Annotated in this window: 26 protein-coding genes and 1 tRNA gene; 24 read left to right on the top strand and 3 right to left on the bottom strand. The window is 58.5% G+C overall.

What is annotated here, in order from left to right; genetic code table 11:
- Window positions 1-3 precede the first annotated feature (3 nt).
- The 24 genes from tpiA (at window position 4) to ACSQ83_RS16835 (ending at window position 21771) form a co-directional block, all read left to right on the top strand.
- Complete coding sequence (gene tpiA / locus ACSQ83_RS16720) at window positions 4-786, top strand: triose-phosphate isomerase (protein ID WP_436228918.1); 783 nt, start codon at window positions 4-6, stop codon at window positions 784-786.
- Between the two features lie 86 nt (window positions 787-872).
- Window positions 873-1250 carry a preprotein translocase subunit SecG gene (gene secG / locus ACSQ83_RS16725; protein ID WP_414952306.1) on the top strand — a complete coding sequence of 126 codons (378 nt, stop codon included), beginning with the start codon at window positions 873-875 and terminating at the stop codon, window positions 1248-1250.
- A 114-nt stretch (window positions 1251-1364) separates the two neighbouring features.
- Window positions 1365-1449, top strand: a tRNA-Leu gene (locus ACSQ83_RS16730).
- A 164-nt stretch (window positions 1450-1613) separates the two neighbouring features.
- On the top strand, window positions 1614-1973 hold the full coding sequence (locus tag ACSQ83_RS16735; RefSeq protein WP_299719831.1) for an NADH-quinone oxidoreductase subunit A: 360 nt from the start codon (window positions 1614-1616) through the stop codon (window positions 1971-1973).
- A gap of 75 nt (window positions 1974-2048) precedes the next feature.
- The gene (locus ACSQ83_RS16740) at window positions 2049-2528 is read left to right on the top strand and encodes a NuoB/complex I 20 kDa subunit family protein (RefSeq protein ID WP_027819582.1); all 480 of its coding nucleotides are present in this window, start codon (window positions 2049-2051) and stop codon (window positions 2526-2528) included.
- Window positions 2529-2652: 124 nt separating this feature from the next.
- On the top strand, window positions 2653-3255 hold the full coding sequence (locus ACSQ83_RS16745) for an NADH-quinone oxidoreductase subunit C (RefSeq protein ID WP_436228919.1): 603 nt from the start codon (window positions 2653-2655) through the stop codon (window positions 3253-3255).
- Window positions 3256-3264: 9 nt separating this feature from the next.
- Window positions 3265-4518, top strand: coding sequence for an NADH-quinone oxidoreductase subunit D (locus tag ACSQ83_RS16750; protein WP_414952308.1), 1254 nt, complete (start codon window positions 3265-3267; stop codon window positions 4516-4518).
- A gap of 158 nt (window positions 4519-4676) precedes the next feature.
- The gene (gene nuoE / locus ACSQ83_RS16755; protein WP_414952341.1) at window positions 4677-5162 is read left to right on the top strand and encodes an NADH-quinone oxidoreductase subunit NuoE; all 486 of its coding nucleotides are present in this window, start codon (window positions 4677-4679) and stop codon (window positions 5160-5162) included.
- Window positions 5159-6484 (top strand): NADH-quinone oxidoreductase subunit NuoF, encoded by a 1326-nt coding sequence (nuoF, locus tag ACSQ83_RS16760; protein WP_414952309.1) that lies wholly within the window; start codon window positions 5159-5161, stop codon window positions 6482-6484. The genes nuoE and nuoF overlap by 4 nt, the downstream gene beginning before the upstream one ends.
- 31 nt (window positions 6485-6515) lie before the next feature.
- Window positions 6516-8855: an NADH-quinone oxidoreductase subunit NuoG gene (gene nuoG, locus ACSQ83_RS16765; protein WP_414952310.1), complete on the top strand. Its 2340-nt coding sequence runs from the start codon at window positions 6516-6518 to the stop codon at window positions 8853-8855.
- Window positions 8856-9920, top strand: coding sequence for an NADH-quinone oxidoreductase subunit NuoH (nuoH, locus tag ACSQ83_RS16770; RefSeq protein WP_436228920.1), 1065 nt, complete (start codon window positions 8856-8858; stop codon window positions 9918-9920).
- Window positions 9921-9938: 18 nt separating this feature from the next.
- Complete coding sequence (gene nuoI, locus ACSQ83_RS16775; RefSeq protein WP_299715067.1) at window positions 9939-10427, top strand: NADH-quinone oxidoreductase subunit NuoI; 489 nt, start codon at window positions 9939-9941, stop codon at window positions 10425-10427.
- Window positions 10428-10621: 194 nt separating this feature from the next.
- Entirely contained in the window at window positions 10622-11323 is a 702-nt protein-coding gene (locus tag ACSQ83_RS16780; RefSeq protein ID WP_414952312.1) for an NADH-quinone oxidoreductase subunit J, read from the top strand.
- A gap of 14 nt (window positions 11324-11337) precedes the next feature.
- A complete protein-coding gene (gene nuoK / locus ACSQ83_RS16785) occupies window positions 11338-11643 on the top strand; it encodes an NADH-quinone oxidoreductase subunit NuoK (protein WP_031360677.1) in 306 nt (101 codons plus the stop codon).
- A gap of 17 nt (window positions 11644-11660) precedes the next feature.
- A complete protein-coding gene (gene nuoL, locus ACSQ83_RS16790; protein WP_436228921.1) occupies window positions 11661-13751 on the top strand; it encodes an NADH-quinone oxidoreductase subunit L in 2091 nt (696 codons plus the stop codon).
- Between the two features lie 17 nt (window positions 13752-13768).
- Window positions 13769-15259, top strand: coding sequence for an NADH-quinone oxidoreductase subunit M (locus ACSQ83_RS16795; RefSeq protein WP_414968376.1), 1491 nt, complete (start codon window positions 13769-13771; stop codon window positions 15257-15259).
- Between the two features lie 24 nt (window positions 15260-15283).
- Window positions 15284-16762: an NADH-quinone oxidoreductase subunit NuoN gene (gene nuoN, locus ACSQ83_RS16800; protein WP_299720052.1), complete on the top strand. Its 1479-nt coding sequence runs from the start codon at window positions 15284-15286 to the stop codon at window positions 16760-16762.
- Complete coding sequence (locus ACSQ83_RS16805) at window positions 16762-17058, top strand: DUF2818 family protein (RefSeq protein WP_436228922.1); 297 nt, start codon at window positions 16762-16764, stop codon at window positions 17056-17058. The genes nuoN and ACSQ83_RS16805 overlap by 1 nt, the downstream gene beginning before the upstream one ends.
- A 63-nt stretch (window positions 17059-17121) precedes the next feature.
- Window positions 17122-17724: an NUDIX domain-containing protein gene (locus ACSQ83_RS16810; RefSeq protein ID WP_414952315.1), complete on the top strand. Its 603-nt coding sequence runs from the start codon at window positions 17122-17124 to the stop codon at window positions 17722-17724.
- A 215-nt stretch (window positions 17725-17939) separates the two neighbouring features.
- Window positions 17940-18425 (top strand): DUF1178 family protein, encoded by a 486-nt coding sequence (locus ACSQ83_RS16815; protein ID WP_436228923.1) that lies wholly within the window; start codon window positions 17940-17942, stop codon window positions 18423-18425.
- Window positions 18426-18494: 69 nt separating this feature from the next.
- A complete protein-coding gene (locus tag ACSQ83_RS16820; RefSeq protein WP_436228924.1) occupies window positions 18495-19691 on the top strand; it encodes an acyl-CoA dehydrogenase family protein in 1197 nt (398 codons plus the stop codon).
- Window positions 19692-19701: 10 nt separating this feature from the next.
- Entirely contained in the window at window positions 19702-20823 is a 1122-nt protein-coding gene (locus ACSQ83_RS16825) for an acyl-CoA dehydrogenase family protein (RefSeq protein ID WP_436228925.1), read from the top strand.
- Between the two features lie 31 nt (window positions 20824-20854).
- Complete coding sequence (locus ACSQ83_RS16830; RefSeq protein WP_436228926.1) at window positions 20855-21313, top strand: MaoC family dehydratase; 459 nt, start codon at window positions 20855-20857, stop codon at window positions 21311-21313.
- Window positions 21310-21771, top strand: coding sequence for a MaoC family dehydratase (locus ACSQ83_RS16835; protein ID WP_436228927.1), 462 nt, complete (start codon window positions 21310-21312; stop codon window positions 21769-21771). Before ACSQ83_RS16830 ends, ACSQ83_RS16835 begins: the two co-directional genes overlap by 4 nt.
- A 58-nt stretch (window positions 21772-21829) precedes the next feature.
- Here the strand turns inward: ACSQ83_RS16835 and ACSQ83_RS16840 are convergent, their stop codons facing one another.
- From ACSQ83_RS16840 to ACSQ83_RS16850, 3 genes are all read right to left on the bottom strand, one after another.
- On the bottom strand, window positions 21830-22522 hold the full coding sequence (locus tag ACSQ83_RS16840; RefSeq protein WP_436228928.1) for a glutathione binding-like protein: 693 nt from the start codon (window positions 22520-22522) through the stop codon (window positions 21830-21832).
- 113 nt (window positions 22523-22635) lie between these two features.
- Window positions 22636-23850, bottom strand: coding sequence for an acyl-CoA dehydrogenase family protein (locus ACSQ83_RS16845; RefSeq protein ID WP_436228929.1), 1215 nt, complete (start codon window positions 23848-23850; stop codon window positions 22636-22638).
- A gap of 19 nt (window positions 23851-23869) precedes the next feature.
- A complete protein-coding gene (locus tag ACSQ83_RS16850) occupies window positions 23870-24979 on the bottom strand; it encodes a phosphotransferase (RefSeq protein WP_436228930.1) in 1110 nt (369 codons plus the stop codon).
- Between the last annotated feature and the right edge of the window lie 8 nt (window positions 24980-24987).

The following is a 24987-nucleotide window of genomic DNA, read 5'->3' on the forward strand; positions in this document are numbered from 1 at the left end:
CAAATGCCGAAAGAACAAGCCAAACGCGCAAAACTGGTAGTCGGAAACTGGAAGATGCACGGCCGTCTGGCTGAAAATGCGGTCTTGATGCAAGGAGTCGCCGCTGGCGCCGCGACGTTGGATAAGGGCGTGCGTGCAGCGGTTTGCGTGCCAATGCCGTATCTGGCGCAAGCGCAGGCGCTGCTGGGCGGATCGGTGGTCGCGTGGGGTGTGCAGGATGTGTCAGCCCACACGCAGGGCGCGTATACAGGTGAAGTCGCGGCAGGCATGGCGGCGGATTTTGATGCAACATTCGCGATCGTTGGCCATTCGGAGAGGCGCGCCTATCATGGCGAGCATTCGGGCCTGGTCGCGGTGAAAGCGCAGCGAGTGCTCGAGGCAGGGTTGACGCCCATCGTGTGCGTGGGTGAGACGCTGGAGCAGCGCGACAATGGTCTGACAGAACAAGTGATCGGCGCGCAGCTGGAAGCGGTGTTGCTGGTGCTGAGCGAAGCCCAGGCGGCGAAGATGGTCGTGGCGTACGAGCCGATCTGGGCGATCGGCACGGGAAAAAGCGCGACGGCGGCGCAAGCGCAACAGGTTCACGCATTCCTGCGCGCGCAACTGGCAGGCAAGGGCGCGGCAGTGGCGGACGTGCCGGTGTTGTATGGCGGCAGCGTCAAGCCGGAAAACGCCGAAGAATTATTCGCTCAACAGGACATTGACGGCGGATTGATTGGCGGCGCATCGCTGAAGTCGAAAGATTTTCTTGCGATTTGCCAGGCGGCACAAAACGTTTCGGTTTAATTACCGAGTTTCAGCTTTCGAAAATGTAAGCATTAAAAGCGTGGCGCAACAGTGTCACGTGAACATTAAAGAGTCGGGTGAACGTAATGCTGTATTTAAAGACTTTGATTATTGTCGTCCAGTTGTTGTCGGCATTTGGTGTTATCGGGCTGGTATTGCTGCAGCACGGCAAAGGTGCTGATATGGGCGCGGCGTTCGGTAGTGGCGCGTCGGGAAGTCTCTTCGGGGCGACCGGTTCGGCCAACTTCCTGTCACGCACAACGGCCGTGCTCGCCGCCGTGTTTTTCATCTCGACACTGACTCTGACGTACCTCGGCAGCTATAAGCCGGCAGCCTCCGCAGGCTTGCTGGGCGGGGCGGCAATGACCGCGCCCGTCGCGCATCCGGCCGTTGGCGTATCCGGTTCCGCGGCGGCTTCGGCACCGGTTGCATCGTCGGGTCCGGGCTCTGACGTTCCGAAATAATTTTTCGCCTGGATAGCTTTTTGTGCGTTGAACAAACTGGTTAACCCGGTTATAATTTTGTTCTTGAAGCGATTCCCGGCAATAAGAAGTTGTTTTTCCGGATTGCAAGACAGTGCCGACGTGGTGAAATTGGTAGACACGCTATCTTGAGGGGGTAGTGGCGAAAGCTGTGCGAGTTCGAGTCTCGCCGTCGGCACCAAAAGTTATCCAATGCCAGCCGCATGCATTGCTTCGGCTGGCATTGTCACTTCTGGCGAGTGATTTTGCTCAAGGTCTCTTGTGCATGTTTCTCGGCTTTAGTTGAAAATCGGCGGGGCAGTCGTCCCGGCCGGCACACCAGATCAAACCGATTTGAGGATAGTCGTGAATCTCTCAGCCTATTATCCCGTCTTGCTGTTCCTTGTCGTAGGCACCGGTTTAGGTATCGCGCTGGTCAGCATCGGTAAGATCCTCGGTCCCAATAAGCCTGACACCGAAAAGAACGCACCTTACGAGTGTGGCTTCGAAGCATTCGAAGACGCTCGTATGAAGTTCGATGTGCGCTACTATCTCGTCGCTATTCTGTTCATTATTTTCGACCTCGAAACCGCGTTCCTGTTTCCGTGGGGCGTCGCCCTGCGCGATGTCGGCTGGCCTGGTTTCCTGTCAATGATGGTTTTTCTGCTCGAGTTTCTGCTTGGTTTCGCCTACATCTGGAGAAAGGGTGGGCTGGACTGGGAGTGATGCCGTATCGAGCGGGTTGAAGATCACCGGATTGCTGGGCGGCTTTGGCTGGCTGCTCATCTGGAGTGAAAGCAAATGAGTATCGAAGGGGTCTTGAAGGAAGGGTTTGTCACCACCACGGCTGACAAACTGATTAACTGGACGCGCACGGGTTCGCTGTGGCCCATGACGTTCGGCTTGGCGTGTTGTGCGGTCGAGATGATGCACGCGGGTGCTGCCCGCTACGATCTGGACCGTTTCGGCGTCGTGTTTCGTCCGAGTCCGAGGCAGTCGGACGTGATGATCGTCGCCGGCACGCTATGCAACAAGATGGCGCCCGCGCTGCGCAAGGTCTACGACCAGATGGCCGAGCCGCGCTGGGTCATCTCCATGGGTTCGTGCGCCAACGGCGGTGGTTACTACCACTATTCGTATTCGGTAGTGCGCGGATGCGACCGGATCGTACCGGTCGATGTCTACGTGCCCGGATGCCCGCCGACGGCTGAAGCGCTGGTGTATGGCGTGATTCAGTTGCAGGCGAAGATTCGCCGCACCAGCACCATCGCTCGTCAGTAATTGTCGTTAGTATGTGCGCCGGAAAGTCCGCGCGCACATAAGCACGTCAGTCAGTGGCATTGAAGTCCCGGCGTTGAAGTCCGTGAAGTCCCATTAAGCGTCACCAAGGCCAGAGCCTCCCAATATGGCAAGCAAACTCGAGACCCTGAAAGCGAACCTCGAGGCGGCGTTCGGCGACCGCCTGCATAGCATCACCGAGTCGCTCGGGCAATTGACCATCGTCGTCAAGGCAGCGAACTACGCCGACGTGATCCTCAAGCTGCGCGACGACCGTTCGCTCGGCTTCGAACAACTCGTCGACCTGTGCGGCGTGGACTACTCCACGTACGGCGAAGGCGCCTACGAAGGCCCGCGTTTCGCGGCCGTCCTCCATCTTCTTTCGATCGCGAATAACTGGCGTCTGCGCGTGCGCGTGTTCGCACCGGACGACGAAGTGCCCATCGTGCCGTCGGCTGTCGACGTATGGTCGTCCGCGAACTGGTATGAGCGGGAAGCATTCGACCTGTTCGGTATCGTCTTCGAAGGCCACCCGGACCTGCGCCGCATTCTCACCGACTACGGCTTTATCGGCCATCCGTTCCGCAAGGACTTCCCGGTGTCGGGTTATGTCGAAATGCGTTACGACCCGGAAGAGAAGCGCGTCGTGTACCAGCCAGTGACGATCGAGCCGCGCGAAATCACGCCGCGCGTGATCCGCGAGGACCGCTATGGCGGTCTGAAACACTAAGAGAACGCCATGGCAGAGATCAAGAACTACACGCTCAATTTCGGTCCGCAACACCCGGCCGCGCACGGTGTGCTGCGCCTCGTGCTGGAACTGGACGGCGAAGTGATTCAGCGCGCCGATCCGCATATCGGCCTGTTGCATCGCGCGACTGAAAAGCTCGCGGAATCGAAGACCTTCATTCAGTCCGTGCCGTACATGGACCGTCTCGACTATGTGTCGATGATGGCCAACGAACACGGCTACGTGCTGGCGATCGAGAAGCTGCTCGGCATCGACATCCCGGTTCGCGCGAAATATATCCGCGTGCTGTTCGACGAAATCACGCGCGTGCTGAACCACCTGATGTGGATCGGCTCGCACGCACTCGACGTCGGCGCCATGGCGGTGTTTTTGTATGCGTTCCGTGAACGCGAAGATTTGATGGACGTGTATGAAGCGGTCTCCGGCGCCCGGATGCACGCGGCGTATTACCGTCCGGGCGGCGTGTATCGCGATCTGCCTGACGCAATGCCGCAATACAAGGCGTCGAAAATCCGCAATGCGAAGGCGTTGTCGCGGATGAACGAAACGCGTCAGGGTTCGTTGCTCGATTTCATCGAAGAGTTCTTTGGGCGTTTTCCGAAGTGCGTCGATGAATACGAGACGTTGCTGACCGATAACCGTATCTGGAAGCAGCGTCTGGTGGGTATCGGCGTGGTCAGTCCTGAGCGCGCATTGCAGCTCGGCATGACCGGCGCGATGCTGCGCGGCTCGGGCATTGAATGGGATCTGCGCAAGAAGCAGCCGTACGAAGTCTACGATCAACTGGATTTCGATATTCCGGTCGGCGTGAACGGTGACTGCTACGACCGTTATCTCGTGCGCGTGGAAGAAATGCGTCAGTCCACCCGCATCGCGAAACAATGTATTGACTGGCTTCGTAAGAATCCAGGCCCGGTGATGGTCGACAATCACAAGATTGCGCCGCCGTCGCGCGTGGGCATGAAGACCAACATGGAAGAGCTGATTCACCACTTCAAGCTCTTCACGGAAGGTTTTCACGTTCCCGAAGGTGAGACGTATGCGGCAATCGAACATCCGAAGGGCGAGTTCGGCATCTATCTGATTTCGGATGGCGCGAACAAGCCGTATCGACTGAAGATTCGTGCTCCGGGTTATGCGCATCTTGCTTCACTCGACGAAATGGCTCGCGGTCACATGATTGCGGACGCGGTGACGATCATCGGCACGCAGGACATCGTGTTCGGTGAGATCGATCGCTGACATGCAGTCGCGAGCACTTTGCGCCGCACTACGCCGGCACGCGCGCGCAACAGCGCTGAGCTTGCCGGCGAACCAACAACAGCAGGACGCCAGGTCTGCCGCAAAAGAAGGACGCGGCGGGTTTTCGTTCGGTAGGAACTGAAAGAGTCGTGTCTGAAATGATCTCAGCTGAAGGCCTGAAAGAAATCGATCGCGCGATCGCGAAATATCCCGTGGACCAGAAACAGTCCGCGGTGATGTCGGCGTTGACCGTCGCTCAGGAAGAGCACGGCTGGCTGTCGCCGGAGCTGATGCAGTTTGTCGCCGATTACCTCAGCATGCCCGCCGTGGCCGTGCAGGAAGTGGCGACGTTCTACACCATGTACGAGACCTCGCCGGTCGGCAAACACAAGATCACGCTCTGTACGAACCTGCCGTGCCAGCTCGGTCCGGACGGCGGCTCGGAAAGCGCGGCTGAATACCTGAAGCAAAAGCTTGGTATCGACTTTGGCGAAACCACCGCCGACGGCAAGTTCACCTTGAAAGAAGGCGAATGTTTCGGCGCGTGTGGCGATGCACCCGTGATGCTCGTGAACAATCACCGTATGTGCAGCTTCATGAGTCGCGAGCGGATCGACACGCTCCTCGAGGAACTATCGAAATGACGTCTCTCCACGACCGCCACATCCAGCCCCTGATTCTCGCCGGCCTCAACGGCGAAAACTGGCACCTTGAAGACTATGTGGCGCGCGGCGGTTATGCCCAGCTGCGCCGCATTCTCGAAGAAAAAATTCCGCAAGAGCAGGTCATTGCCGACGTCAAGGCGTCGGGCTTGCGCGGCCGCGGCGGTGCGGGTTTCCCGACCGGCCTCAAGTGGAGCTTCATGCCGCGCCAGTTCCCGGGGCAGAAGTACCTCGTCTGCAATTCGGACGAAGGCGAACCGGGTACGTTTAAAGACCGCGACATCCTGCGCTGGAATCCGCATTCGTTGATCGAAGGCATGGCCATCGGCGCATATGCCATGGGCATCACGGTTGGCTACAACTACATTCACGGCGAGATTTTCGAGGTCTATCGGATCTTCGAACAGGCGCTTGAAGAAGCGCGTGCGGCCGGGTACCTCGGAGCAAATATCCTGGGTTCGGGGTTCTCGTTCGAGCTGCATGCGCACCATGGTTACGGCGCGTATATCTGCGGCGAAGAAACTGCGTTGCTCGAGTCGCTGGAAGGCAAGAAAGGCCAGCCGCGCTTCAAACCGCCGTTCCCGGCGAGCTTCGGCGTGTACGGCAAGCCGACCACGATCAACAACACTGAAACATTCGCAGCCGTACCGTTCCTGCTGGCTATCGGCCCGCAGAAATATCTCGAGATCGGCAAGCCGAACAATGGCGGCACGAAGATCTTCTCGGTGGCTGGCGACGTCAATCGTCCGGGCAACTTCGAAGTGCCGCTGGGCACATCGTTCGAAACCCTGCTCGAGTTGGCCGGTGGCGTGCGCGGCAAGTCGGTGAAAGCGGTGATCCCGGGCGGATCGTCGGCGCCGGTGATTCCGGGCGACATCATGTTGAAGACCGACATGGACTACGACTCGATCGCCAAAGCCGGCTCAATGCTCGGTTCGGGCGCCGTTATCGTGATGAACGAAACGCGCTGCATGGTGCGCTCGCTGCTGCGTCTTTCGTACTTCTATTACGAAGAGTCGTGCGGTCAATGCACGCCTTGCCGCGAAGGTACGGGCTGGCTGTATCGCGTGGTTCATCGGATCGAACATGGACTCGGGCGCAAGGAAGACCTGGATCTGCTGAACTCGGTCGCAGAAAACATCATGGGTCGCACCATCTGTGCACTCGGCGACGCGGCGGCTATGCCGGTGCGCGGCATGCTGAAGCACTTCTGGGACGAATTTGAATATCACGTCGAGCATAAACATTGTCTCGTCGACGGACACGCGCATCACGCGCACACGTCCGAAGCGCTTACCGCGTGATCAGTGATCAGGCCAAGGACCATTCCCCATCATGGTTGAACTAGAAATCGACGGCAAAAGTGTAGAAGTGCCTGAAGGCAGCATGGTGATCCAGGCTGCGCATAAGGTAGATACCTACATTCCGCACTTTTGCTATCACAAGAAACTGTCGATCGCGGCGAACTGCCGGATGTGTCTGGTCGAAGTAGAGAAAATGCCGAAGGCGGTTCCCGCCTGTGCCACGCCGGTGTCGGCGGGCATGATCGTGCGGACGAAATCGGACAAGGCCGTGAAGGCGCAGCAGTCCGTAATGGAATTCCTGCTGATCAATCACCCGCTCGATTGCCCGATTTGCGATCAGGGCGGCGAATGTCAGCTGCAAGACTTGGCCGTGGGTTACGGCAAGTCGCAATCGCGCTACAACGAAGAAAAGCGCGTGGTGTTCCACAAGAACGTCGGACCGCTGATCTCGATGGAAGAAATGACGCGTTGCATTCATTGCACGCGTTGTGTCCGTTTCGGTCAGGAAGTGGCCGGCGTGATGGAACTCGGCATGCTGGGTCGTGGCGAGCATTCGGAAATCACGTCGTTCGTCGGCAAGACGGTGGACTCGGAACTGTCGGGCAACATGATCGACCTGTGCCCGGTCGGTGCGTTGACGAGCAAGCCGTTCCGCTACAGCGCCCGTACGTGGGAACTGTCGCGCCGCAAGTCGATCAGCCCGCACGATTCCGTCGGCGCGAACCTGGTCGTGCAAGTCAAGAACAACCGTGTCATGCGCGTTCTGCCGATGGAAAACGAAGCCATCAACGAATGCTGGATCTCGGACAAGGATCGCTTTTCGTACGAATCGCTGAACAGCGACGAACGTCTCACACAGCCTATGCTGAAGCAGGGCGGCAAGTGGATCGAGACCGACTGGCAAACAGCGCTGGAATACGTGGCGAAGGGTATCAAGGGCATTACGGCCGATCATGGCGCGAATCAGATCGCTGCTTTGGCTACGCCGCATAGCACCGTCGAAGAACTGTATTTGCTGAAGCAGTTTGCTGAAGGCGTGGGGTCGCCGAACGTCGACTTCCGTCTGCGTCAGAGCGATTTCTCGGCGCCGGTTTCGGACAGCGCACCGTGGCTTGGCATGAAGATCGCAGACCTGACGAATATCGATACGGCGTTTGTCGTCGGTTCGTTCCTGCGTCGCGATCATCCGCTGTTTGCTGCGCGCCTTCGTCAGGCCGCCAAGGGCGGGGCAATGCTCACGTTCCTGAACGCGACCAATGACGATTCGCTGATTCCGGCTGCGCATCGCGTAGTCGCGGCGCCGTCGGAATGGCTCGACCGCCTCGGCAGTCTGGCTGCAGCGGTTGGCGAAGCACGAGGCGTTGCAGTGCCGGAAGCGTTCGCTTCGTATGAAGCATCGGCTGCGGCGAAAGACATTGCGGCGTCGTTGTCGGCGGGTGAAAAGCGCGTGGTGTTGCTTGGCAACAGCGCGGTTCAGCATCCCCAGTTTGCGCAGATCCAGGCGGTATGCCAATGGATCGCGGACAACACCGGCGCCACGCTGGGTTATCTGACGGAAGCGGCCAACACGGTCGGCGCGCATCTCGTCGATGCACTGCCGGGCGAAGGCGGACTGAACGCACGTGAAGTGTTCGAACAGCCGCGCAAGGGTTACGTGCTGTTCAACGTCGAACCCGCATTCGATACCGCCAACCCGGCTCAAGCGCTGGCCGCATTGAAGCAGGCAGAAATGGTTGTCGCGTTGTCGGCATTCAAGCATGGCGCTGATTACGCCGACGTGCTGCTGCCCATCGCGCCGTTCACGGAAACGTCGGGCACGTTCGTCAACGCTGAAGGCACTGCGCAGACGTTCAACGGCGTGGTACGTCCGCTGGGCGAAACGCGTCCGGGCTGGAAGGTCCTGCGCGTTCTGGGCAGCATCCTCGGCCTGAAGGGTTTCGAATTCGATACCGCCGAAGAAGTCCGTGACGCGGCATTGGGCACGAGCGGCGATTTGACGGCGCGTCTGTCGAACAAGACGAACGTGGCGATCAAGGCTGTTTCGAAAGCGGCAGCAAACGAAGGCCGCTACGAACGTCTCGCCGACACGCCGATTTACCATGCCGACGCGTTGTCGCGTCGCGCTGAATCGTTGCATCTGACGGCTGCTGCGCGCGACGCAAACGTGGTTGGATTGCCGACGTCGCTGTTCGAGAAACTCGGTCTGAAAAACGGCGATGCAGTGCGTGTCGCCCAAGGTGATCTCGCGGTGGTCCTGCCGGCATTTCGTGATGCGAACCTGGCGGAAAGCGTGGTGCGTGTATCGGCGGGAACGTCGGCCGGTGCAGCGCTCGGGGCTCTGTTCGGTGAACTGGTAGTGGAGAAGGCGTAAATGGGCTTGTTCGATACGATCAACGCAGGCGGGACGCAGATTCTCGGCGTCGCCTGGCCGACGGTGTGGGCCTTAGTCCGCATTCTCGTGGTCTCGGTAGTGATCCTGCTGTGCGTGGCGTACCTGATTCTGTGGGAACGCAAGCTCATCGGCTGGATGCACGTTCGTCTCGGCCCGAATCGCGTGGGTCCTCTCGGTCTGTTGCAGCCGATCGCCGACGTGCTGAAGCTGTTGCTGAAGGAAGTGATTCAGCCGACGCAAGCAAGCCGCTGGATCTACCTGATCGCGCCGATCATGACCGTGGTGCCCGCGTTCGCGGTGTGGGCGGTGATTCCGTTCCAGGCGAAAGCGGTGCTCGGCGACATCAACGCGGGCCTGCTCTACGTGATGGCGATTTCGTCCGTCGGCGTGTACGGCGTGATCCTCGCCGGTTGGGCGTCGAACTCGAAGTACGCGTTCCTCGGTGCGATGCGCGCAGCAGCACAAATGGTCTCGTACGAAATCTCGATGGGCTTCGCGCTCGTCGTCGTGCTGATGGTCACGGGCAGCCTGAATATGTCGGCCATCGTGGTGTCGCAAGAGCACGGCATTTTCGCGAACTGGGGTATCAACTTCCTCTCGTGGAACTGGCTGCCGCTGCTGCCCATGTTCGTTGTGTACTTCATCTCGGGTATTGCTGAAACGAACCGTCACCCGTTTGACGTGGTGGAAGGCGAGTCGGAAATTGTTGCGGGCCACATGATCGATTATTCGGGCATGGCGTTCGCGCTGTTCTTCCTGGCTGAATACATCAACATGATCGTGATCTCGGCGATCGCAAGCACGTTGTTCCTTGGCGGCTGGAGTGCACCGTTTGGTTTCCTGTCCTTCATCCCGGGCATTTTCTGGTTCGTGCTGAAGATCTTCTTCCTGCTGTCGGTGTTCATCTGGGCTCGTGCGACGTTCCCACGTTATCGCTACGACCAGATCATGCGTCTCGGCTGGAAAATCTTTCTGCCGGTGTCGGTGGTGTGGGTGGTCGTGGTCGGGTTCTGGATCATGTCGCCGCTGAACATCTGGAAATAATGGGCGGATGAAATAACCATGAACGCATTTCAGAATTTCTTCAAAACGTTTTTCCTGACCGAGTTGCTGAAGGGTCTGGCGCTGACAGGCGGTTATCTGTTCCAGCGTAAGGTGACCGTTCAGTTCCCGGAAGAGAAGACGCCGATCTCCCCGCGATTCCGTGGCCTGCACGCATTACGCCGATACGAAAATGGCGAAGAACGCTGTATCGCGTGCAAGTTATGCGAGGCCGTGTGCCCCGCGCTCGCCATTACGATTGAATCGGAAACGCGCGCTGACAACACACGCCGTACCACGCGTTATGACATCGACTTGACCAAGTGCATCTTCTGCGGTTTCTGCGAAGAAAGCTGCCCGGTCGATTCGATCGTCGAAACGCACATCCTCGAGTATCACGGCGAGAAGCGCGGCGACTTGTATTTCACGAAAGACATGCTGCTCGCAGTGGGCGACCGTTATGAAACGGAGATTGCGGCTGCGAAGGCTGCTGACGCGCCGTATCGGTAAGAAGCTCGGTAAAGAAGAGCAATAAAGCGAAGCGGGGCAGAGCAAGCTGAACATCGCCGCGCCCCTTGCTGTTCCTGCATTTGAATTGACCTGCTGTTCCGGCCCGCGCGCCAAAGTTGGTGGTTGCGTTCTTAAAAAAACGCGGCTCGGCGCGCTTGTGTCAAAACACAAAGCCTAACGATGAACCGGTAATCATGGAATTCACGACCGTACTGTTTTACATCTTCGCGTTGCTGCTGGTTGTCTCGGCGCTGAAGGTGATCACTTCGCGCAATCCGGTAGCGTCCGCGCTGTTCCTCGTGCTCGCGTTCTTCAACGCGGCCGCGATCTGGATGCTGCTTGAAGCCGAATTCCTCGCCATTCTGCTGGTTCTCGTCTATGTAGGCGCGGTGATGGTCCTGTTCCTGTTCGTGGTGATGATGCTGGATATCAACCTCGACGTGCTGCACGGCGACTTCAAGAAGTTCGTGCCCATAGCCAGCATCGTGGGCGCGATCATCATCATAGAAACCGCGCTGATTCTCTGGCACGGCTACGGCGCAACCGTTACGCCGGTGCGCGACGCAATGCTGGTGAACGGAGTCGGTTCCGGCGTGGGTCCGAACGAGGTGATGTCGAATTCGCACCTGATCGGCAAGGTCATCTACACCGACTACATCTTCGCGTTTGAAATCGCCGGCCTGATCTTGCTGGTGGCCATCATCGCAGCCGTCTCGCTGACCGTTCGTGAGAAGAAGGACAGCAAGCGCCAGCGCATCAGCGACCAGGTCAAGGTGCGTGCGCAAGATCGCGTGCGGATCGTCAAGATGAAGTCCGAAACCGAAGCGCCGGACGCCGCGACCGAACCGCCCGTCACCGGCAATGCCGGCGCCGGCACGGTCGACAACAAAGGCTGAGGAGAAAAACAATCATGTTGAGTCTTGCCCATTACCTCGTGCTTGGCGCGATCCTGTTCGCGATCAGCATCGTCGGGATTTTTCTGAATCGACGTAACGTGATCATCATCCTGATGGCTATCGAATTGATGCTTTTGGCGGTCAACACGAATTTCGTCGCCTTCTCGCATTATCTCGGCGACATCCACGGACAAATCTTCGTGTTCTTCGTGCTGACGGTCGCGGCGGCTGAAGCCGCAATCGGCCTCGCTATCCTGGTCACATTGTTCCGCAGTCTCGACACGATCAACGTCGAAGACCTCGATCAGCTCAAAGGTTAATTTCAGGCAAGACAGATATGTCCATGACACTCAATGAAAACCTTCTGCTCACGATTGCGCTGGCGCCACTTGCCGGTTCGCTGATCGCCGGCCTGTTTGGCTGGAAGATCGGGCGCAAGGCTTCGCACCGCATCACGATCCTCGGCGTGATGATCTCGTTCGTGCTCTCGTGTTTCGTCTTCTTCGACGTAATACAAGGCGCGAGCTTCAACGCGACCATCTACGAATGGATGACGGTCGGTCCGCTGAAGATGGAGATCGGCTTCCTGGTCGACTCGCTCACCGCGATGATGATGGTGATCGTCACCTTCGTTTCGCTGATGGTGCACATCTACACGATCGGCTACATGGCCGATGAAGAAGTGGGCTACGAGCGCTTCTTCTCGTACATCTCGCTCTTCACGTTCTCCATGTTGATGCTCGTGATGAGCAACAACTTCCTGCAACTGTTCTTCGGCTGGGAAGCGGTGGGTCTCGTGTCCTACCTGCTGATCGGCTTTTACTACACCCGCCCGACGGCCATCTACGCGAACATGAAGGCGTTCCTGGTGAACCGCGTGGGCGACTTCGGGTTCCTGCTCGGCATCGGCTTGTTGCTGGCGTTTGCGGGTTCGCTGAATTACGGCGATGTCTTCGCTCACCGTACCGCGCTGGCCGGCATGACGTTTCCGGGCACCGACTGGGGTTTGCTGACCGTCGCCTGTATCTGCCTGTTTATCGGCGCGATGGGTAAGTCGGCGCAATTCCCGCTGCACGTGTGGCTGCCGGACTCCATGGAAGGCCCGACGCCTATCTCTGCACTGATCCACGCGGCAACCATGGTGACGGCCGGTATCTTCATGGTCACACGCATGTCGCCGCTGTTCGAATTGTCGGATTCGGCGTTGTCGTTCGTGACGGTGATCGGCGCGATCACGGCGCTGTTCATGGGCTTCCTGGGTGTGGTGCAAAACGACATCAAGCGCGTGGTGGCTTACTCCACGCTCTCGCAACTCGGTTACATGACGGTGGCGCTCGGCGTCTCCGCTTATCCGGTCGCCGTGTTTCATCTGGCTACGCACGCGTTCTTTAAAGCGCTGCTGTTCCTTGGCGCGGGTTCGGTGATCATCGGCATGCATCACGATCAGGACATGCGCAACATGGGCGGCCTGCGTAAATACATGCCGATCACTTGGATCACGTCGTTGATCGGTTCGCTTGCGTTGATTGGTACGCCGTTCTTCTCGGGCTTCTACTCGAAAGATTCCATCATCGATGCAGTGAAGGCCTCGCACATCGCCGGCTCGGGTTTCGCGTATTTCGCGGTCGTGGCGAGCGTGTTCGTGACGGCGCTGTATTCGTTCCGCATGTACTTCCTGGTGTTCCACGGCAAGGAGCGCTTCCGTGGTCCGAAGCATCCGGAAAGCCCGATGGGTATCGAAGCTGCAGAAGCCGCGGCGCACCCACATGATTCACATGGTCACGATGCACACGGCCATGACGATCATGGGCACGGTCATGATCACGCACACGTTCCGCACGAAACATCGTGGGTTATTACGCTGCCGCTGATCCTGCTTGCCATTCCGTCGGTGATCATCGGTGCAATTGCAATCGGTCCAATGCTGTTCGGCGACTTCTTCTCGCACGGCGTGGTGTTCGACAAGGTGATTTTCATCGGCGAAAACCATCCGGCGCTGCATGAAATGGCCGAGGAATTCCACGGCTGGTTCGCGATGGGCCTGAGTTCGGTCGAAGGCTTGCCGGTGTGGCTGGCGCTCGCGGGCGTGGTCGTGTCGTGGTTCTTGTACTGGAAGCGCACGGATCTGCCGGGCGTGATCAAGCAACGCTTCCTGCCGATCTATAACCTGCTCGACAACAAGTACTACCTCGACAAAATCAACGACGTCGTATTTGCGAAGGGCGCGGTCGCCATTGGCCGCGGGCTCTGGAAAGAGGGCGATGTCGCTGTGATCGACGGTATCGTCAACGGTCTCGCGAAGTTCGTCGGCTGGTTTGCCGGTGTGATTCGCTTCCTTCAATCCGGTTACATCTATCACTACGCGTTCGCCATGATTATTGGCATGTTGGGGCTCTTGACCCTGTTTGTAACGCTCGGCGGCAAATAAGGCGGGGACACCTATCTATGCACTCTTTACCCATTCTTAGTCTCGCTATCTGGTTGCCGATCGTCGTCGGCATCCTTGTACTGGCAATAGGCAACGACAGCAATCCAGGCCCGTCGCGCTGGCTTGCATTGATCGGCTCCATTCTTGGACTGATCGTCACCATTCCGCTGATTACCGGCTTCGACAATTCGTCGGCCGCGTTGCAGTTCGAAGAGAAGGCAGTCTGGATCGACCGCTTCAACATCTCGTATCACCTGGGTGTCGACGGTCTTTCCATGTGGTTCGTCGTGCTGACGGCGTTGATCACGGTGATCACGATCATCAGCGCGTGGGAAGTCATCACGGTGCGCGTGGCGCAGTATCTGGCCGCGTTCCTGATCTTGTCGGGCCTCATGATCGGCGTGTTCTCGACCGCCGACGGCATGTTGTTCTACGTCTTCTTCGAAGCCACGCTGATCCCGATGTACATCATCATCGGCGTGTGGGGTGGGGCGAACCGGGTCTATGCCTCGTTCAAGTTCTTCCTGTACACGCTGATGGGCTCGCTGCTGATGCTGATCGCGTTGCTGTACCTGTACACGCAGACGCACACGTTCGACATCGCTACGTGGCAGGCATTCAAGATCGGCTTCACGCCGCAGATATTGCTGTTCATCGCGTTCTTCATGGCCTTCGCCGTGAAGGTGCCGATGTGGCCGGTCCACACGTGGTTGCCTGACGCCCACGTGGAAGCGCCGACGGGCGGCTCGGTCGTGCTGGCCGCGATCATGCTGAAGCTCGGTGCGTACGGTTTCATCCGCTTCTCGCTGCCTATCGCGCCGGATGCCAGCCATTTCCTGGCGCCGGTGGTGATTACGTTGTCGCTGATCGCGGTGATCTACATCGGCTTCGTGGCGCTGGTGCAGGAAGACATGAAGAAGTTGGTCGCGTATTCGTCGATTGCGCACATGGGCTTCGTCACGCTTGGCTTCTTTATCTTCAGCACGCTCGGCATGGAAGGCGCGATCATCCAGATGATCTCGCACGGTTTCGTCTCGGGTGCCATGTTCTTGTGTATCGGCGTGCTGTATGACCGCATGCACTCGCGCCGGATCGCCGACTACGGCGGTGTGGTGAACGTGATGCCGAAGTTCGCCGCATTCGCCATGTTGTTCGCCATGGCCAACTGCGGTTTGCCGGGTACCTCGGGTTTCGTCGGTGAATTCATGGTGATTCTGGCTGCCGTGAAGTTCAACTTCTGGATCGGTTTCCTGGCGACCTTCACGCTGGTTCTCGGCGCGGCTTACACGCTGTGGATGTACAAGCGCGTGCATTTCGGCGCGGTAGCGAACGAGCACGTGGCGAAGCTGAAAGACATCAACAAGCGCGAATTCTTCATGCTCGCCGTGCTTGCTGTATTCACGCTGTACATGGGCCTGTATCCGAAGCCGTTCACCGACGTGATGCACGCATCCGTAGAAAATCTCCTCTCCCACGTCGCGCAGTCCAAACTGCCGCTGGCCCAGTAACGCGTGCGGAGGAAATAAAAGATCATGCAAAACGCCCCCATGAGTGCCCTGTTACCCGATGGACTGTTGATGTTGATGGTCGTCGTGGCCTGGTTGAACGACACCATCTTCGGCGCGAAGAGCCGTCACACGACCTATCTGATATCGGTTGTGACGGCCATTGTGGTCGGTGTGTGGTTCGCCTTCCAGGCGCTCGATCCCACGCCGCATTACTACTTCACGCGCATGTACGTGGTCGACCCGTTTGCGAGCGCGATGAAAGCGGTCGTGACCCTCGGCTTCGCGGTGTCGATCATCTATTCGCGCAAGTATCTTGAAGATCGCGACCTGTTCCGCGGTGACTTCTTCCTGCTCGGTTTGTTCTCGCTGCTCGGCCAGTGCGTGATGATTTCCGGCAACAACTTCCTGACGCTGTATCTCGGCCTGGAACTGATGTCGTTGTCGTTGTACGCAGTGATCGCGTTGCGCAAGGATTCGCCGCAAGCCAACGAATCCGCGATGAAGTACTACGTACTCGGCGCGCTCGCTTCGGGTTTTTTGCTCTACGGTATCTCGATGCTGTACGGCGCGACCGGCTCGCTTGAACTGAACGAAGTGGCGAAGGCGATTGCAACGGGCCGCATCAACGACGCAGTCCTTTTGTTCGGCGTGATCTTCGTGGTAGCAGGCGTGGCGTTCAAGATGGGCGCGGTGCCGTTCCACATGTGGGTGCCTGACGTGTACCAAGGCGCACCGACGGCGATGACGCTGCTCACTGGCGGTGGCCCGAAGGCTGCAGCGTTTGCGTGGGGCTTGCGTTTCCTGGTGATGGCGCTGCTGCCGCTGGCCGTGGACTGGCAAGAGATGCTGGTGATCCTGGCCGCGTTGTCGCTGATCGTGGGTAACGTGACCGGTATCGTGCAGAAGAACATCAAGCGGATGCTGGCGTACTCGGCTATCTCGAACATGGGCTTCGTGCTGCTCGGCATGCTGGCAGGGGTGGTCGACGGCAAGGCTGACGGCGCGGCGAACGCGTATAGCTCGGCCATGTTCTACAGCATCATCTATTTGCTGACCACGCTCGGCACCTTCGGCGTAGTCATGTTGCTGGCACGCAAGGACTTCGAAGCCGAAACCCTCGATGACTTCAAGGGCCTGAACCAGCGTAGCCCGGTGTTCGCATTCGTGATGATGATCATGATGTTCTCGCTCGCCGGCATTCCGCCGATGGTCGGCTTCTACGCGAAGCTTGCCGTGCTCGAGGCCACCATGAACGCCGGCCTGACGTGGCTCGCGGTGCTGGCTGTCTTGTCGTCGCTGGTGGGTGCGTTCTACTACCTGCGTATCGTCAAGCTGATGTACTTCGATGCACCGACCGATGCATCACCGATCATCGCAGACAACCTCAAGCGCGCGCTGCTCGCCTTCAACGGCCTGGCTGTGCTGGTGCTTGGCATTGTCCCCGGTCCGCTGATGAACGCCTGTCTGGCAGCGATCACGCACACCTTGCCGTTCCAGCTCTAATGTCGGCAGCGGGCTGGTTTATCGTGTTGTTGGCGCTGGTCGGCGCCAACCTCCCGTTCGTGAATCAGCGTCTTTTCTGCGTCGTGCCAATCAAGACGACGAAGAAAAACGGCTGGATTCGCATCGCGGAATTGATCGTGCTTTATTTTGTCGTGGGCGTGCTCGGCTTCATGCTCGAGGCGCGTGCGGGCAACCGCTTCGAGCAGGGCTGGCAGTTTTACGCCGTGACCTTCAGCTTGTTCCTGGTGCTCGCGTTCCCCGGTTTCGCGTTCCAGTATCTCGTCAAGCGCCGCTGACCGCGACAGCCGTCAGCGGCCTGATTCTCGCGCTCTAACAGCGCGTTTCTTTCAAGGTGTACGATGGCTGATCAATCTCTCGATTTCCCCGATTCCGACGATGGCTTGCTCGAGAAGACGGTCGAGAGCAAGTTGCTGCATAAGGGCAAGTTCCTCACGCTCAAGATCGATACGGTTGAACTGCCTGATGGCAAGCATGCCACGCGCGAGTTCGTCGAACATCCGGGTGCCGTGATGATCCTGCCGCTGTTCGATGACGGCCGCGTGCTGCTTGAACGGCAGTATCGATATCCGATCGCCAAGGTCCTCCTCGAATATCCCGCCGGCAAGATCGATCCGAACGAGAGCGAGCTGGCGTGTGCAAAACGCGAGCTCCTCGAAGAAACCGGGTATACGGCGCGCGAATGGTTTCTCCTGACGCGGATTCATCCAGTGATTTCGTACTCCACCGAATTCATCGACGTGTATCTGGCGCGCGGGTTGACGGCAGGCGAGCGTAAGCTCGACGAGGGCGAGTTCCTGGAGACGTTCATCGCGGACCAGTCGCAGGTTTTGGAGTGGATCAAGAGCGGCCATATCAGCGACGTCAAGACGATCATCGGCAGCTTCTGGCTGGAGAAGGTGATGTCGGGTGAGTGGGCGTTGGGCGATCCGATCAGCGATTAAAAAGACTAACTTTCGACAAAAAAGCGGCCAACAAGGCCGCTTTTTATTTGTCTGTCAAATCATGCGTGCACACCTTTCGGCACGGGTTCCAGCGTCGGGCTAAAATCGAACGTGTGTTCCACCATTCCATCGAACCGTCGCAAGGTCATTTTTTGCGAACGGTCGTTCACAAAACGCGTTTTTGCGATTAAACTTTCTGGCAAGCCCCGATCAGCATGAAGGTTCTCGACTTGAAGTGCTCACACGACCATCGTTTCGAAGGCTGGTTTGCTTCGACCGATGAGTTCGAATCCCAGTTGTCGCGCAAGCTCGTGGCTTGCCCGGTGTGCTCGACAACAGAGGTGAGCCGCATGCCGTCGGCCCCACGGCTGAATTTGCTAGCGGGCCGCTCATCGAGCAGTTCCGATCAAGGCGAGAAAGAAGCGGCCAGTTCTGGCGCTGCGCAAGCAGTCCGGCCGACGCAAGACGCAGATCAGGCGCTTCAGGCGCGTGCGCTGCAGTTCATGCGGGAAATTCTCGCGAAGACCGAGAACGTGGGCGATCGTTTTGCTGAAGAGGCGCGACGCATGCATTACGACGAAGCGCCGGCGCGCAATATTCGCGGCGTCGCAACGTCGGAAGATGCGCACGCATTGATGGAAGAAGGCATCGACGTGATGCCGTTGCCCGTGCCGGCCGCACTGAAAGAGCCGCTGCAATAAGCTGAATCTGGTTCAGCCTAGCGCGCGTCTCCTCATGGCCGACCCGGGTCATGACAGGAGACACCGCACATGGACCTGAATTATTCCCCCGCCGACGACGCATTTCGCGCCGACATCCGCGCCTGGCTCGACGCAAACCTGCCGCAAGCTCTGCGGACCAAGGTGCTCGAACACAAACGTCTGAATCGCGACGACTACGCGAGCTGGCACAAGCTGCTCGGTACGCGCGGCTGGTCCGTTGTCGCATGGCCGAAAGAGTACGGCGGTCCCGGCTGGAACGCGACGCAGCGCCATATCTGGGACGAAGAATGCGCGCGTATCGGTGCGCCGGGCGTGTTGCCGTTCGGGGTATCGATGGTCGCGCCTGTGCTGATGAAATACGGCAGCGACGCGCAAAAAGCCCACTATCTCCCGCGCATTCTCGATGGCACCGACTGGTGGTGCCAGGGTTACTCGGAACCCGGATCGGGTTCTGATCTGGCATCGTTGAGAACGCGCGCTGAACGCCAGGGCGATCACTACGTGGTCAACGGCCAGAAAACCTGGACCACGCTCGGCCAATTCGCGGACATGATGTTCTGCCTCGTGCGCACCGACACCGGCGCGAAGAAGCAGGAAGGTATCTCGTTTCTTCTTATCGATATGAAAACGCCGGGCATTACCGTGCGGCCGATCATCACGCTCGATGAAGATCACGAGGTCAACGAAGTTTTCCTCGAAGACGTAAAAGTGCCGGTTGAAAACCTCATTGGCGAAGAAAATCGCGGCTGGACCTATGCGAAGTATTTGCTCGGACATGAACGCACGGGCATTGCGCGCGTCGGGCAATCGAAGCGCGAACTCGTGTTCCTGAAACGGCTGGCCGCGAATCAGAAGAAGGGTAGCGGTTCGTTACTCAGCGACCCCGTGTTCTCTTCGAAAATTGCTGCGCTTGAAATCGAGATGATGGCGCTCGAAGTCACTGTGCAACGCGTGGTCGCGAGCGAAGCGAACGGCCGCGGGCCGGGACCAGAGGCATCGATGCTCAAGATCAAGGGCACCGAAGTCCAGCAGGCGCTGACCGAACTCATGGTCGAAGCCATTGGCCCGCAAGCTGCCGCGTTCGACCCCGCGTATCTGGAAGGCGAACGTGAACACAGCCTGGCCGGCGACGACGATGCCGCGCCGCTCGCCGCGTACTACTTCAACTTCCGCAAGACGTCGATCTACGGCGGCTCGAACGAAATTCAAAAAAACATCATCGCGCAGATGATTCTGGGCTTGTGAGGAGCGGCACATGGACTTCAATTTCACCGATGAGCAGCAACAGTTCAGGGACGCATTGCGCCGGTATCTCGACAACGAGTACACGTTCGATGCACGGCAGAAGATCGTGGCATCCAAGGAAGGTGTCGATGCAAACCATTGGACGGCATTCGCCGAGCTAGGCTTGACGGCTTTGCCGGCGCCGGAAGCGCAAGGCGGTTTCGACGGCGGTCCGGCCGACATGCTGGTCGTGATGCAGGAACTCGGACGCGCGCTTGTCGTGGAGCCTTATTGGGCCACGGCGGTGGGTATCGAAGCCCTGCGGCTGGTGGGCGATGACCATGCGAACGCGTTACTCGCACGCACGGCCGGCGGCGAGATCAAGCTCGCGGTCGCGTTTCACGAACCGCACGCCCGCTACGACCTGTTCTCGATCGATACCACCGCGCAGGAGAAAGGCGACGGGTTCGCGTTGAGCGGCCAGAAGTCACTGATCCTGCACGGCGCGCAGGCCGACTATTGGATCGTGCCCGCGCGGCTGGCTGGCGAAATCGCGTTGTTCGTCGTTGCGCGTAACGCGGCGAATGTGGAAGTCATCGAGTATCGGACGATTGATGGCCAGCGTGCCGCGACGCTCACGTTCACGGGGACTGAAGCAGTCCGTCTCGGCAAGGCCAACGTGGGTGCTGCAACGCTTGAGCATATTGCCGATTACGCGACCTTTTTGCTGTGCGCAGAAGCCGTCGGCGTGCTCGATGCGCTGAATCACGCGACGGTCGAATACACGAAGGAGCGCAAGCAATTCGGCACGCCAATCGCGCGTTTTCAGGCTTTGCAGCATCGCATGGTCGAGATGTTGATCCATGCCGAGCAGGCGCGTTCCATCACTTACCTTGCCGCCGCACGATATACAAGCGATAACGCCGATGAACGTCGCAGGGCGATTTCCGCGGCCAAGGCGCGAGTGGGTCAGGCAGCGCGTTTCGTCGGTCAGCAAGCGGTGCAGTTGCATGGCGGAATGGGCGTGACGAACGAAGTTGCAGCGGCGCATTGGTTCAAGCGTTTGTCGATCATCGAAACAACCTTAGGCGACGTCGATCATCATCTTGCACGGTTTGCGTCGTTGCCCGGATTCGCCAACACTGATGTTTAAATAATCGATGCATTGAAACAGGAGAGCGGAGATGACGTTCAGCTATGAAGATTTCGAAGTGGGAGCCGTGGCGCAATTGAGCGGTCATACGTTTCTGAAAGAAGAGATTATCGAATTTGCCGGGCGTTATGATCCGCAGCCTTTTCATTTGAGCGAGGCGGGTGGCGAGGCATCGCCGTTTCGCGGGCTGGTCGCGAGCGGCTGGAATACATGTTCGGCAATGATGGGCATCCTGGTGCGCGACATGCTGGCCGATTCCACTTCAATGGGTTCTCCCGGCCTCGATAATATCCGCTGGCTCAAGCCGGTTCGCGTGAACGACACCGTGCGATTGACGGTGCGCGTGCTGAGCAAGCGAGTGTCGCAGAGCAAGCCGGATCGTGGAATTGTCGGTACGCGTTGGGAGGCTTATAACCAGCACGACGAACTGGTCTTGACCGTGGATTCAGCAGCAATCTTCGGGCTTCGCCACCCGGGAAATATGCAATGACGCTAGCCACGTTAGCCAGTGCAGCGGATGTAAAAGCCGCGGCGGGTGGGGAAGAGTATGTGAGCGAGTGGTTGGAAATAGATCAATCACGCGTGAACCGATTCGCAGATGCCACCGACGATCATCAGTGGATTCACGTCGACGTAGAGCGGGCGAACGAAGATTCGCCATTCGGTGGTCCGATTGCGCATGGGTTTTTGACCTTGGCGCTGGTCCCAATGTGGCTTGAGCAATGCGTGCCGTTTCAGCAGAAAATGGGCGTGAACTACGGCATGAACAAGGTGCGGTTCATGTCGCCAGTGCGCGTTGGGACGAAGCTGCGGGCGAGTTTCGTAGCCGAAACGGTGACCGATGTGGAAGAGGGTGGCGTGCAGGTCATCTGGCGCGTGACCGTGCAGAAAGAAGGCGGCGATAAACCCGTGTGCGTCGCTGAGTTCATCACGCGGCATTACTTCTGAAAGCCGGTACTTGTCATCGCGCAGGTTCCCCTAGCGAGGAACCTGCGCCAATTCACGCTTAACGCCGCGCGTACTGCTGCGCGCCAAACAACACTTCGCGTTGTTTATCGCCGGTCAAATCTCGGCGAGCGGAAGCCAGCACTTCAACACCGCGAATCACTGCAGGCCTCGCCGAAATCTCGTCAAACCATCGCTTCACGTTTGGAAATTCGTCCAGCTCAATCCCCTGGTTTTTCCACGATCGCGTCCACGGAAACGTCGCGATATCAGCGATCGAATATTCGTTTCCAGCGAGAAACCGCGTCACGCCCAATTGCTTGTCCATTACGCCATATAAGCGCTTGGCTTCGTTCGAATATCGATTGACCGCGTACTCGATCTTCTCCGGCGCGTAAATCCTGAAGTGATGCGCCTGGCCAAGCATGGGTCCAACGCCGCCCATCTGGAACATCAGCCACTGCATGGTCGTGTATCGGCCGACAGGATCCAGAGGCAAGAACTTACCCGTCTTCTCAGCGAGATAAAACAGGATCGCCCCGGATTCAAAGAGTGCCAGCGGCTTGCCTTCGGGGCCATCGCTGTCGATAATCGCGGGGATCTTGTTATTCGGGCTGATCGCCAGGAAATCGGGCGTGAACTGATCGCCCGCGCCAATATCGATGGGAATCGCTTTGTACTCGAGTCCGAGTTCTTCCAGCATGATATGAATCTTGTGGCCGTTCGGCGTGGCCCAGCTATAGACGTCGATCATCTTCGCTCCTGGTCCTAATACGGGAAAGCGGCGACCCGAGCAATCAGGGGTTGCCACTCAAAAACGCTTCCAAAAATTAGACCATAGTTCGCAGAAGGACGCTCAACACCGCGTCACGCGTACCGTGAAAGCTCCAGCTTGGCGATCGCGTTCCGATGCACTTCATCGGGTCCGTCGGCAAGCCGCAACGTCCGCGCATGCGCGTAGGCGTACGCCAGCGGAAAGTCATCGGAAACACCGGCCGCGCCGTGGGCCTGGATCGCCCAATCGATGATCTGGCACGCGATATTCGGCGCGACCACCTTGATCATCGCGATCTCGCCGCGTGCGCCCTTGTTGCCGACGGTATCCATCATGTAAGCCGCTTTCAGGGTGAGCAGACGCGCCTGTTCGATCATGATGCGTGCCTCGGCAATACGCTCCTGCGTCACGCCGTGCGCAGCGATCGGCTTGCCGAAAGCGACCCGTTGCAGCGTGCGTTTCGACATCAATTCGAGCGCGCGTTCAGCCAGTCCAATCAGGCGCATGCAGTGATGAATCCGGCCCGGGCCAAGACGTCCCTGCGCGATTTCAAAGCCGCGCCCTTCGCCGAGCAGCATGTTCGATACCGGCACGCGTACGTTCTCGAGCGTGATGTCCATGTGACCGTGCGGCGCGTCGTCGTAGCCGAACACCGAGAGCGGCCGGTGAACCGTGATACCGGTCGCGTCTGCGGGAACGAGAATCATCGATTGTTGCTGATGTTTCGGCGCGTCGGGATCGGTCTTGCCCATCACGATATACACCTTGCAGCGCGGATCGCCCGCACCCGACGACCACCACTTGTGGCCGTTGATCACATAGCCGTCGCCATCGCGCACGATGCTGCACTGGATATTCGTCGCATCCGACGAAGCCACGTCCGGCTCGGTCATCAGGAATGCTGAGCGGATCTCGCCTTGCAGCAACGGTTCGAGCCATTGGAGTTTCTGCTGCTCGCTGCCATACCGTTCGATGGTCTCCATGTTGCCCGTATCCGGCGCGCCGCAGTTGAAGACTTCGGGCGCCCATGGCACGCGGCCCATGATCTCGCAGAGCGGCGCATATTCCAGATTACTCAGTCCGGCGCCGCGTTCGGATGCGGGCAGGAACAGGTTCCACAGGCCGGCATCGCGGGCTTGTTCCTTCAGCTTTTCGATCAACGCCGTCGGGACCCAAGCGTTGCCGTTTGCGCGATTGGCGGCGACTTCGCTGTTGAACGCCCGCTCGTTCGGGTAGATGTGTTCATCGAAGAAATTGCTTAGCTTGTGGCGCAGTTCCTGCACTTTCGGCGTGTAATCGAAATTCATATCCTCTCCTCATTAATCTCTATTCACCGATTTTCTGCGCATACAGCCACGCGAGTTCGGCCATGGGTTTCGCGCGCTTTCCAGCATCAAGAGCCTGCGTGCTTGCCGCCGTGCCTTCGCTCACCCGCTTCATGATTCCTTGCAGGATCGCGGCAATGCGGAACATGTTGTACGCGAGGTAGAAATTCCAGTCGCCCTGAATGGCAAGGCCCGTGCGGGCGAGGTATGTCGCGACGTATTCGTCCTCATCGGGAATACCCAACGCGGTCCAGTCGAGGCCGCCGATACCACGAAATTGCGTCGGATCGACGTGCCACGCCATGCAGTGATAAGCGAAATCGGCAAGCGGATCGCCAAGCGTGGACAGTTCCCAGTCGAGCACCGCAAGCACGCGCGGTTCGGTTGGATGGAAGATCAGGTTGTCGAGCCGGAAGTCACCATGAACGATCGATACACGTTCCGCCGGCGCGCCTTCTTCGCCACGAGGAATGTGCTTCGGCAGCCATTCGATCAGCTTGTTCATTGCATCGATAGACTCGGTTTCCGACGCAACGTATTGTTTGCTCCAGCGGCCGATCTGACGCTCGAAATAGTTGCCGGGCTTGCCGTAGGTCTCAAGCCCGACCTGAGCGATGTCCACCGAATGAAGCGCCGCGATCACGCGATTCATCTCGTTGTAGATCGCACCGCGTTCGGACGGTGTCATGCTCGGTAGCGCCTGATCCCACAATACGCGGCCTTCGATGAACTCCATCACATAGAACGCGCGCCCGATCACGCTTTCGTCCTCGCATAACGCGAACATTTTCGCGACGGGAACATCGGTGCCGGCGAGCGCGTCCATCACGCGATATTCACGTTCGATCGCATGCGCCGATGGCAATAACTTCGCCGCCGGCCCGGGTTTCGATCGCATCACGTAACTGCGCGCGGGCGTGATCAGCTTGAAAGTGGGATTCGATTGACCGCCGGCAAATTGCTCGACGGTGAGCGGTCCGGCAAAACCTTCAACATGCGATTCCAGCCACGTGGACAACGCCGGAACATCGAATTGTTGCCGCTTGTTGACCGGGCGTGTTCCCTCGAACGCTGAGAAGTCCTGCGGGACGGGGGTATCGTTTGCAGCCATCGTTGTCT

The sequence above is a fragment of the Caballeronia sp. LjRoot29 genome (genome assembly GCF_964252755.1).
Taxonomy (GTDB): domain Bacteria; phylum Pseudomonadota; class Gammaproteobacteria; order Burkholderiales; family Burkholderiaceae; genus Caballeronia.

Excerpts from the sequence above, each read along its gene's own strand:
- nuoG (WP_414952310.1), top strand. The coding sequence starts at position 6,516 with ATGGTTGAACTAGAAATCGACGGCAAAAGTGTAGAAGTGCCTGAAGGC.
- ACSQ83_RS16750 (WP_414952308.1), top strand. The coding sequence starts at position 3,265 with ATGGCAGAGATCAAGAACTACACGCTCAATTTCGGTCCGCAACACCCG.
- nuoE (WP_414952341.1), top strand. The coding sequence starts at position 4,677 with ATGATCTCAGCTGAAGGCCTGAAAGAAATCGATCGCGCGATCGCGAAA.
- ACSQ83_RS16830 (WP_436228926.1), top strand. The coding sequence starts at position 20,855 with ATGACGTTCAGCTATGAAGATTTCGAAGTGGGAGCCGTGGCGCAATTG.
- ACSQ83_RS16835 (WP_436228927.1), top strand. The coding sequence starts at position 21,310 with ATGACGCTAGCCACGTTAGCCAGTGCAGCGGATGTAAAAGCCGCGGCG.
- ACSQ83_RS16745 (WP_436228919.1), top strand. The coding sequence starts at position 2,653 with ATGGCAAGCAAACTCGAGACCCTGAAAGCGAACCTCGAGGCGGCGTTC.
- nuoK (WP_031360677.1), top strand. The coding sequence starts at position 11,338 with ATGTTGAGTCTTGCCCATTACCTCGTGCTTGGCGCGATCCTGTTCGCG.
- ACSQ83_RS16740 (WP_027819582.1), top strand. The coding sequence starts at position 2,049 with ATGAGTATCGAAGGGGTCTTGAAGGAAGGGTTTGTCACCACCACGGCT.
- ACSQ83_RS16795 (WP_414968376.1), top strand. The coding sequence starts at position 13,769 with ATGCACTCTTTACCCATTCTTAGTCTCGCTATCTGGTTGCCGATCGTC.
- ACSQ83_RS16840 (WP_436228928.1), bottom strand. The coding sequence starts at position 22,522 with ATGATCGACGTCTATAGCTGGGCCACGCCGAACGGCCACAAGATTCAT.
- nuoH (WP_436228920.1), top strand. The coding sequence starts at position 8,856 with ATGGGCTTGTTCGATACGATCAACGCAGGCGGGACGCAGATTCTCGGC.
- tpiA (WP_436228918.1), top strand. The coding sequence starts at position 4 with ATGCCGAAAGAACAAGCCAAACGCGCAAAACTGGTAGTCGGAAACTGG.
- ACSQ83_RS16815 (WP_436228923.1), top strand. The coding sequence starts at position 17,940 with ATGAAGGTTCTCGACTTGAAGTGCTCACACGACCATCGTTTCGAAGGC.
- ACSQ83_RS16845 (WP_436228929.1), bottom strand. The coding sequence starts at position 23,850 with ATGAATTTCGATTACACGCCGAAAGTGCAGGAACTGCGCCACAAGCTA.
- ACSQ83_RS16820 (WP_436228924.1), top strand. The coding sequence starts at position 18,495 with ATGGACCTGAATTATTCCCCCGCCGACGACGCATTTCGCGCCGACATC.
- ACSQ83_RS16780 (WP_414952312.1), top strand. The coding sequence starts at position 10,622 with ATGGAATTCACGACCGTACTGTTTTACATCTTCGCGTTGCTGCTGGTT.
- ACSQ83_RS16850 (WP_436228930.1), bottom strand. The coding sequence starts at position 24,979 with ATGGCTGCAAACGATACCCCCGTCCCGCAGGACTTCTCAGCGTTCGAG.
- secG (WP_414952306.1), top strand. The coding sequence starts at position 873 with ATGCTGTATTTAAAGACTTTGATTATTGTCGTCCAGTTGTTGTCGGCA.
- ACSQ83_RS16805 (WP_436228922.1), top strand. The coding sequence starts at position 16,762 with ATGTCGGCAGCGGGCTGGTTTATCGTGTTGTTGGCGCTGGTCGGCGCC.
- ACSQ83_RS16825 (WP_436228925.1), top strand. The coding sequence starts at position 19,702 with ATGGACTTCAATTTCACCGATGAGCAGCAACAGTTCAGGGACGCATTG.
- ACSQ83_RS16810 (WP_414952315.1), top strand. The coding sequence starts at position 17,122 with ATGGCTGATCAATCTCTCGATTTCCCCGATTCCGACGATGGCTTGCTC.
- nuoF (WP_414952309.1), top strand. The coding sequence starts at position 5,159 with ATGACGTCTCTCCACGACCGCCACATCCAGCCCCTGATTCTCGCCGGC.
- nuoL (WP_436228921.1), top strand. The coding sequence starts at position 11,661 with ATGTCCATGACACTCAATGAAAACCTTCTGCTCACGATTGCGCTGGCG.
- nuoN (WP_299720052.1), top strand. The coding sequence starts at position 15,284 with ATGCAAAACGCCCCCATGAGTGCCCTGTTACCCGATGGACTGTTGATG.
- nuoI (WP_299715067.1), top strand. The coding sequence starts at position 9,939 with ATGAACGCATTTCAGAATTTCTTCAAAACGTTTTTCCTGACCGAGTTG.